Source organism: Plantactinospora sp. GCM10030261 (assembly GCF_042666615.1).
Taxonomy (GTDB): domain Bacteria; phylum Actinomycetota; class Actinomycetes; order Mycobacteriales; family Micromonosporaceae; genus KBS50.
This window is the reverse complement of the sequence record NZ_JBHTDD010000016.1, coordinates 159,183-165,938: the sequence shown is the minus strand read 5'-3', so window position 1 is coordinate 165,938 and position 6,756 is coordinate 159,183. Positions and strand designations below refer to the sequence as shown.

Here is a 6,756-nt window from a genome sequence, read left to right as displayed (position 1 = left end):
TGGCCACCCGCGGCTACACCCACTAACCAACCACCCACACCCACCACCACCCAGCAAGGGCCGACCCACCACGGGCCGGCCCTTGCCGGCATCTCCGGATCGGCCGGGTACCCCGGCTGCGCCGTACGCTGATCGTCAGGCGTTAGGATGGCGTCCGGCCGTGACTGGCGCTGGGGTGGGGCACCACCGGGGAGCGGCCACCTTGTGAGCCGCGCGCCTGGGCGATCCGCACCGCACCCCGGGAGGGCGCCGTCATGTCCACCACATCGCCCAGCGCCCGTCCGATGTCCGGCACCGACCTCGCCCGCGACATCCTCGACGGGACCGCCGCCCGGGCCGCCGAGATCGCCAGACGGACCGGTGTCCGGCCGTGCCTGGCGACCGTCCTGGTCGGCGAGGATCCGGCCTCCGTGACGTACGTGCGGATGAAGCGCAACCGATGCGCGGCTGCCGGCATCGACTCCCGGCACGTCCCGCTGCCGGCAGAGATCGACACGGCTGCCCTGGTCACGCGGATCGCCGAGCTGTCCGCGGACCCCGAGGTGCACGGTATTTTGCTCCAGCACCCGGTCCCCCGGCACGTCGACGAGCGCGCCGCGTTCGAGGCCATCGCACCGCACAAGGACGTCGACGGGGTCACCACGCACTCGTTCGGTGCGATGGCGTTCGACCGGCCGGGTTTCGTCTCGTGCACGCCGGGCGGCATCCTCCGACTGCTGGACGCCTACGAGGTGCCGCTGCGCGGCCGGCGGGCGGTGGTGCTCGGCCGCAGCCCGATCCTCGGACGGCCGGTCGGCATGCTGTTGCTCGCCCGGGACGCGACCGTGACGTACTGCCACTCGCGCACGGCGGACCTGCCGGCGCTCGTCGCCGATGCGGACATCGTGGTCGCGGCGGTGGGCCGGCCGGAGTTCGTCCGGGGCGACTGGCTCCGGCCCGGGGCGGTGGTGGTCGACGCCGGCTATCACCCGGGCGGGGTGGGCGACGTGCACGCGGCGACCGCCGCGACCGTCGCCGACCTGCTCACCCCCGTGCCCGGCGGGGTGGGGCCGATGACCATCGCCGTGCTGCTGGAGCAGACCGTCCGGGCCGCCGCCGAACAGCTCGGCGTCTGACCGGGTACAAGCGCTCGTGGTCTATTTGAAAATTTAGTTATATCGATCTAGTGAGGATGGTCGTTAGCATCTCCGCAACACGGGCCGGCGCAAACCTCCAGCCCTCACCCCCGGGCGGGCACCGGCTCGAAGAGGTGGAGTCGCGATGTCTCATCGAAGCAGGATCGGTCGGCGCGTCCTCTCCGCGCTCGCCGTCACCGCGGCCACAATCGTCGTCCTCGCCGGCACGACCCCGGCGTCCGCCGCACCCGCCACCGGCGAGATCCGCGCCGCCGGCTCGGCCACCGCGATCACGGGAAGCTACCTGGTCGTCCTCAAGGCGGACACCGGGGCCAGCGAGCTGTCCGGACGGGCGGCCAAGCTGGTGAAGCGGTACGGCGGGACCGTTGGCGACGTGTACGGCGCCGCGCTCACCGGGTTCAGCGCCACGATGAGCGAGACCCAGGCCCGCCGGCTCGCCGCCGACCCGGCGGTGGCGTACGTCGAACAGGACCAGGTCATCACCCTCCAGGCGACCCAGACCAACCCGCCGTGGGGCCTCGACCGGATCGACCAGCGCAACCTGCCACTCAGCGGCACGTACACCTACTCGGTGACGGCGTCGGGCGTCCGCGCCTACGTCATCGACACCGGCATCCGGGTCACCCACTCCGACTTCGGCGGCCGGGCGACCTGGGGCACCAACACCGCCGGTGGCAGCAACACCGACTGCAACGGCCACGGCACCCACGTCGCCGGGACGGTGGGCGGCGCCACCTACGGTGTCGCCAAGCAGGTCCGGTTGGTCGCCGTCAAGGTGCTCAACTGCTGGGGCAGCGGCAGCACCACCGGCGTGGTCAACGGCATCAACTGGGTGACCGCCAACGCCGTCAAGCCGGCCGTGGCCAACATGAGCCTCGGTGGCGGCGCCAGTTCCTCGATCGACAACGCCGTGGTGAACTCGATCAACTCGGGCATCACCTACGCGATCGCGGCCGGCAACTCCGGCGCCAACGCGTGCAACTACTCGCCGGCCCGGGTGGGTTCGGCGCTCACCGTCGGAGCCACAAACAGCAGCGACGCCAGGGCGTCATGGTCGAACTACGGCTCCTGCGTCGACATCTTCGCCCCCGGTGACGGCATCCTGTCGGCGTGGCGCACCAGCGACACCGCCACCAGGACCATCAGCGGCACGTCGATGGCGGCGCCGCACGTCGCCGGCGCGGCGGCACTTGTGCTCTCCAGCAACCCGTCCTACTCGCCCAGCCAGGTCGCCAGCGCGATCGTCGGCAGCGCCACGACCGGCGTGCTGAGCAACATCGGTAGCGGATCGCCGAACCGGCTGCTGTTCGTCTCCTGACGCTCGGCGTCACCCGGGAGCCGGGCTTCCGGCCCGGCTCCCGGCCCGGCGTCAACCTCCCGAGCCGCCGCCGTCGCCGCCCGGGCCGCCACCGTCGCCAGGGCCGCCACCGTCGCCAGGGGCGCCGATACCCACCGGCGGCTGCACCAGATCTACGCCGGCGCCGTCCTCGTCGGCGCCGGTCCGGCTTATCGCCTCCGGCGCGCAGAGCACCGTCACCCGGTAGCTGAGCCCGACGTTCGACCAGATGTCGCCGTGCAGCCAGAGGCACAGGCCCACCCCGGTCTCTCCCTCGGGATGTTCGTAGAACTCCACCACCGGCTCGGCCAGGCTGCCCACCAGACCCTGGGTCCCCTGCGCGGTCCCCGGGATCTGCACCAGGCCGGCGGTCAGTTGCACCTCGACGCCGTCCAGCGCGTCCACGTCGTACCAGTGGGTGTCCGGCAGGAAGAGCCGGCTGTCCACCTGCCGGCGCTGGTAGGTCGAACCCATGAGGCCGGTGTCCGGGTCCGGCTCGTCGCCGATCCAGGCGAAGCCGGCGTAGTCGGTGCGCACCCGGCGGGCATCGGTGGCGAAGTCGGCGACCACCGTGTCGAGTCGGGGCTGGGCGGCGAGATGCACGTCTGCGGCAGGCACGGCCGGCACTTTAACACCGGCGCCCTCCCCACCCGCCACCCACCGCGTGCCGACCTGAGCCCGCCCCCAGCGCGTCGATCTTGCACTTTGGGCTGGCCTTACGCGTCTTTGGTGCCGTCGTGTCGGTACCGAATGTGCAAGATCAACGCGCAAGGGGGATGGCGGCGGGTCAGGGGGTGGGGGCGAGGAACTCCAGGCGGTTGCCGTGCGGGTCCTCAGTGTGGAACCGCCGCATTCCGGGGAGTTCGTCGTTGCCCCAGTGCACCGGGTAGCCGGCCGCGACGAGCCGCTCGGCGAGCGCGTCGAGATCGGGCCAGAGCAGTCCCGGGTGCGCCTTGCGGGCCGGCCGGAAGCCGTCTTCGACGCCCAGGTGCAACTCGATCCCGCCCCAGCCGGCGGGCCCCTCGGGCCGGTCGGGCGATTCGAACCAGCATCCGCCGCGCGACGTCAGGGCGGCCGGCTTGGGCTTCTCGACCAGGCCGAGCACGTCGACGTAGTACGCCCGCGACGCCTCCTCGGAGCCGCGCGGGCAGGCGATCTGAACGTGGTGGATCATGAAGGGACCTCCTCGCCGGACAGCGTGGCACGGGGTTGCGGGAATAGCAAGACGGACGTACGGTTTTGTGGACGTGCCCGGTGAGGTCTGTGGACGTGCCTGGTGAGGGTTACCTCAGGCCGTCACCGAGGTAACAGATACGAGAGACTGCTCAGGGTCCCGGCAAACCACGCCGGGGGTCCCCGGCCGGCGGAACACAGCGTGAAGGAGTGCGACGTGGCGAGCCTCGACACCTTCGGTGCGAAGAGTCAGCTACGCGTCGGAGACGCGAGCTACGAGATTTTCAAGATCAGCAAGGTGGACGGGCACGACACCCTTCCGTACAGCCTGAAGATCCTGCTGGAGAACCTGCTCCGGACCGAGGACGGCGCGAACATCACCGCCGACCACATCCGGCAGCTGGGCGGCTGGGACCCGACCGCCGACCCCAGCGTGGAGATCCAGTTCACCCCGTCCCGGGTGCTGATGCAGGACTTCACCGGCGTGCCCTGCGTCGTCGACCTGGCCACCATGCGGGAGGCGGTACGAGAGCTGGGCGGCGACCCCACGAAGGTGAACCCGCTGGCGCCGGCCGAACTGGTCATCGACCATTCGGTCATCGCCGACCTGTTCGGCCGGGAGGACGCCTTCGCCCGCAACGTCGAGCTGGAATACCAGCGCAACAAGGAGCGCTACCAGTTCCTGCGCTGGGGGCAGAGCGCGTTCAACGAGTTCAAGGTCGTCCCGCCCGGCACCGGCATCGTGCACCAGGTAAACATCGAATACCTGGCCCGTACGATCATGGAGCGCAACGGCCAGGCATATCCGGACACCGTGGTCGGCACCGACTCGCACACCACGATGGTCAACGGCCTGGGCGTGCTCGGCTGGGGCGTCGGCGGCATCGAGGCCGAGGCCGCGATGCTCGGCCAGCCGGTCAGCATGCTCATCCCCCGGGTCGTCGGCTTCAAGCTCTCCGGTGAGATGCCGGCCGGCACCACCGCCACCGACCTCGTGCTGACCATCACCGAGATGCTGCGCAAGCACGGCGTGGTCGGCAAGTTCGTCGAGTTCTACGGGCCCGGCGTGAGCGCCGTGCCGCTGGCCAACCGGGCCACCATCGGCAACATGTCGCCCGAGTACGGCTCCACCGTGGCGATCTTCCCGATCGACGACGAGACCGTCCGCTACCTCCAGCTCACCGGTCGGACCGAGGAGCAGGTCGCGCTCGTCGAGGCGTACGCCAAGGAACAGGGACTCTGGCACGACGCGGACGCCGAACCGAACTATTCGGAACGGCTCGAACTCGACCTGTCCACCATCGAGCCGTCGCTCGCGGGTCCGAAGCGCCCGCAGGACCGGGTGCCGCTGGGCAACGCCAAGACGCTGTTCCGCTCCGCGCTCTCGGACTACGTCGCCGTCGATGCCACCGGCGGCGACCAGGACCGCAAGCCCGGTGTGCCGCAGCACGAGCGCCCGCTCGGCGCCGACGGCCACGCCGACGAGGCCAGCGCCGAGTCGTTCCCGGCCAGCGACCCGCCCGCCAACGGCGTTCACGACCCCGCCGACGCGCCGCGCGACCTGGTCTCCGCGGCGACCGGCTCGGGCGGCCGGGCCACCAACCCGATCGAGGTTACCGGCGAGGACGGAAACACCTTCGAACTCGACCACGGAGCGGTGGTGATCGCCGCGATCACCTCCTGCACCAACACGTCAAACCCACAGGTGATGATCGGCGCGGCGCTGCTCGCCCGCAACGCCGTCGAGCGGGGCCTGGCCCGCAAGCCGTGGGTGAAGACCACCCTGGCCCCCGGCTCAAAGGTGGTCATGGACTACTACGAGCGGGCCGGCCTCACGCCGTACCTGGAGAAGCTCGGCTTCCACCTGGTCGGGTACGGCTGCACCACCTGCATCGGCAACTCCGGCCCGCTGCCCGAGGCGATCTCGGCGGCCGTGAACGAGAACGACCTGTCCGTCGTCTCGGTGCTGTCCGGCAACCGCAACTTCGAGGGGCGGATCAACCCGGACGTCAAGATGAACTACCTGGCGTCCCCGCCGCTGGTGGTGGCGTACGCGCTGGCCGGCACGATGGACATCGACCTGGCCAACGAGCCGATCGGCGAGGACTCGTCGGGTCAGCCGGTGTTCCTGCGTGACATCTGGCCGAACAGCACCGAGATCCAGGAGGTCATCTCCTCGGCGATCGGCGCCACCGGCTTCGGCGAGGCGTACTCCGACGTGTTCGCCGGCGACGAGCGCTGGCAGTCGCTGCCCACCCCGACCGGTGACACCTTCGCCTGGGACGGCGAGTCGACGTACGTGCGGAAGCCACCGTACTTCGAGGGCATGGACCGGGAGCCGCGGCCGGTCACCGACATTTCCGGTGCCCGGGTGCTGGCCAAGCTGGGTGACTCGGTGACCACCGACCACATCTCGCCGGCCGGCTCGATCAAGCCGGACTCCCCCGCCGGGAAGTACCTCGCCGAGCACGGCGTGGCGCGGCACGAGTTCAACTCGTACGGCTCCCGACGCGGCAACCACGAGGTGATGATCCGGGGTACGTTCGCCAACATCCGGCTGCGCAACCAGCTCGTGCCGGGCGTGGAGGGTGGCGTCACCGTCAACCACCTGACCGGCGAGCAGACCTCGATCTACGACGCCTCGGTGGCGTACGCCGAGGCGGGGCTGCCGCTTGTGGTGCTCGCCGGCAAGGAGTACGGCTCGGGGTCGTCTCGGGACTGGGCGGCGAAGGGCACCATGCTGCTCGGCGTCCGGGCGGTCATCGCCGAGTCGTACGAGCGGATCCACCGGTCGAACCTCATCGGCATGGGCGTGTTGCCGTTGCAGTACCCGGCCGACACGACGGCCGAATCGCTCGGGCTCACCGGCACCGAGACGTTCACCGTCAGCGGGGTGACCGCGCTCAACGACGGTGACGTACCGCGCACGGTGAAGGTCAGCACCGACACCGGCGTGGAGTTCGACGCGGTGGTGCGGATCGACACCCCGGGTGAGGCGGACTACTACCGGCACGGTGGCATCCTGCAGTACGTCCTGCGCAAGATGCTCGGCTGACGGCAACGGCAAGGCCCCTGGTGGACGCGAGCGCTTCGCGTCGACCAGGGGCCTTT

At 70.5% G+C, this 6,756-nt stretch carries 5 protein-coding genes and 1 riboswitch; of the genes, 3 read left to right on the top strand and 2 right to left on the bottom strand.

What is annotated here, in order from left to right:
• The first annotated feature begins 150 nt into the window (after nucleotides 1-150).
• A riboswitch (ZMP/ZTP riboswitch) is annotated at nucleotides 151-230 on the top strand.
• A 24-nt stretch (nucleotides 231-254) separates the two neighbouring features.
• Nucleotides 255-1,115, top strand: a complete 861-nt coding sequence (locus ACFQUZ_RS20080) for a bifunctional 5,10-methylenetetrahydrofolate dehydrogenase/5,10-methenyltetrahydrofolate cyclohydrolase (RefSeq protein ID WP_377444339.1) — start codon at nucleotides 255-257, stop codon at nucleotides 1,113-1,115.
• 145 nt (nucleotides 1,116-1,260) lie between these two features.
• Nucleotides 1,261-2,454 carry a S8 family peptidase gene (locus tag ACFQUZ_RS20075; protein WP_377444336.1) on the top strand — a complete coding sequence of 398 codons (1,194 nt, stop codon included), beginning with the start codon at nucleotides 1,261-1,263 and terminating at the stop codon, nucleotides 2,452-2,454.
• Nucleotides 2,455-2,505: 51 nt separating this feature from the next.
• On the opposite strand, the gene ACFQUZ_RS20070 is transcribed toward ACFQUZ_RS20075, so the two are convergent.
• Complete coding sequence (locus ACFQUZ_RS20070) at nucleotides 2,506-3,090, bottom strand: hypothetical protein (protein WP_377444333.1); 585 nt, start codon at nucleotides 3,088-3,090, stop codon at nucleotides 2,506-2,508.
• A 169-nt stretch (nucleotides 3,091-3,259) separates the two neighbouring features.
• Complete coding sequence (locus tag ACFQUZ_RS20065; RefSeq protein WP_377444330.1) at nucleotides 3,260-3,646, bottom strand: VOC family protein; 387 nt, start codon at nucleotides 3,644-3,646, stop codon at nucleotides 3,260-3,262.
• Nucleotides 3,647-3,847: 201 nt separating this feature from the next.
• On the opposite strand from ACFQUZ_RS20065, the gene ACFQUZ_RS20060 reads away from it, so the two are divergent.
• Nucleotides 3,848-6,700: an aconitate hydratase gene (locus tag ACFQUZ_RS20060; RefSeq protein WP_377444327.1), complete on the top strand. Its 2,853-nt coding sequence runs from the start codon at nucleotides 3,848-3,850 to the stop codon at nucleotides 6,698-6,700.
• Nucleotides 6,701-6,756: the final 56 nt, after the last annotated feature.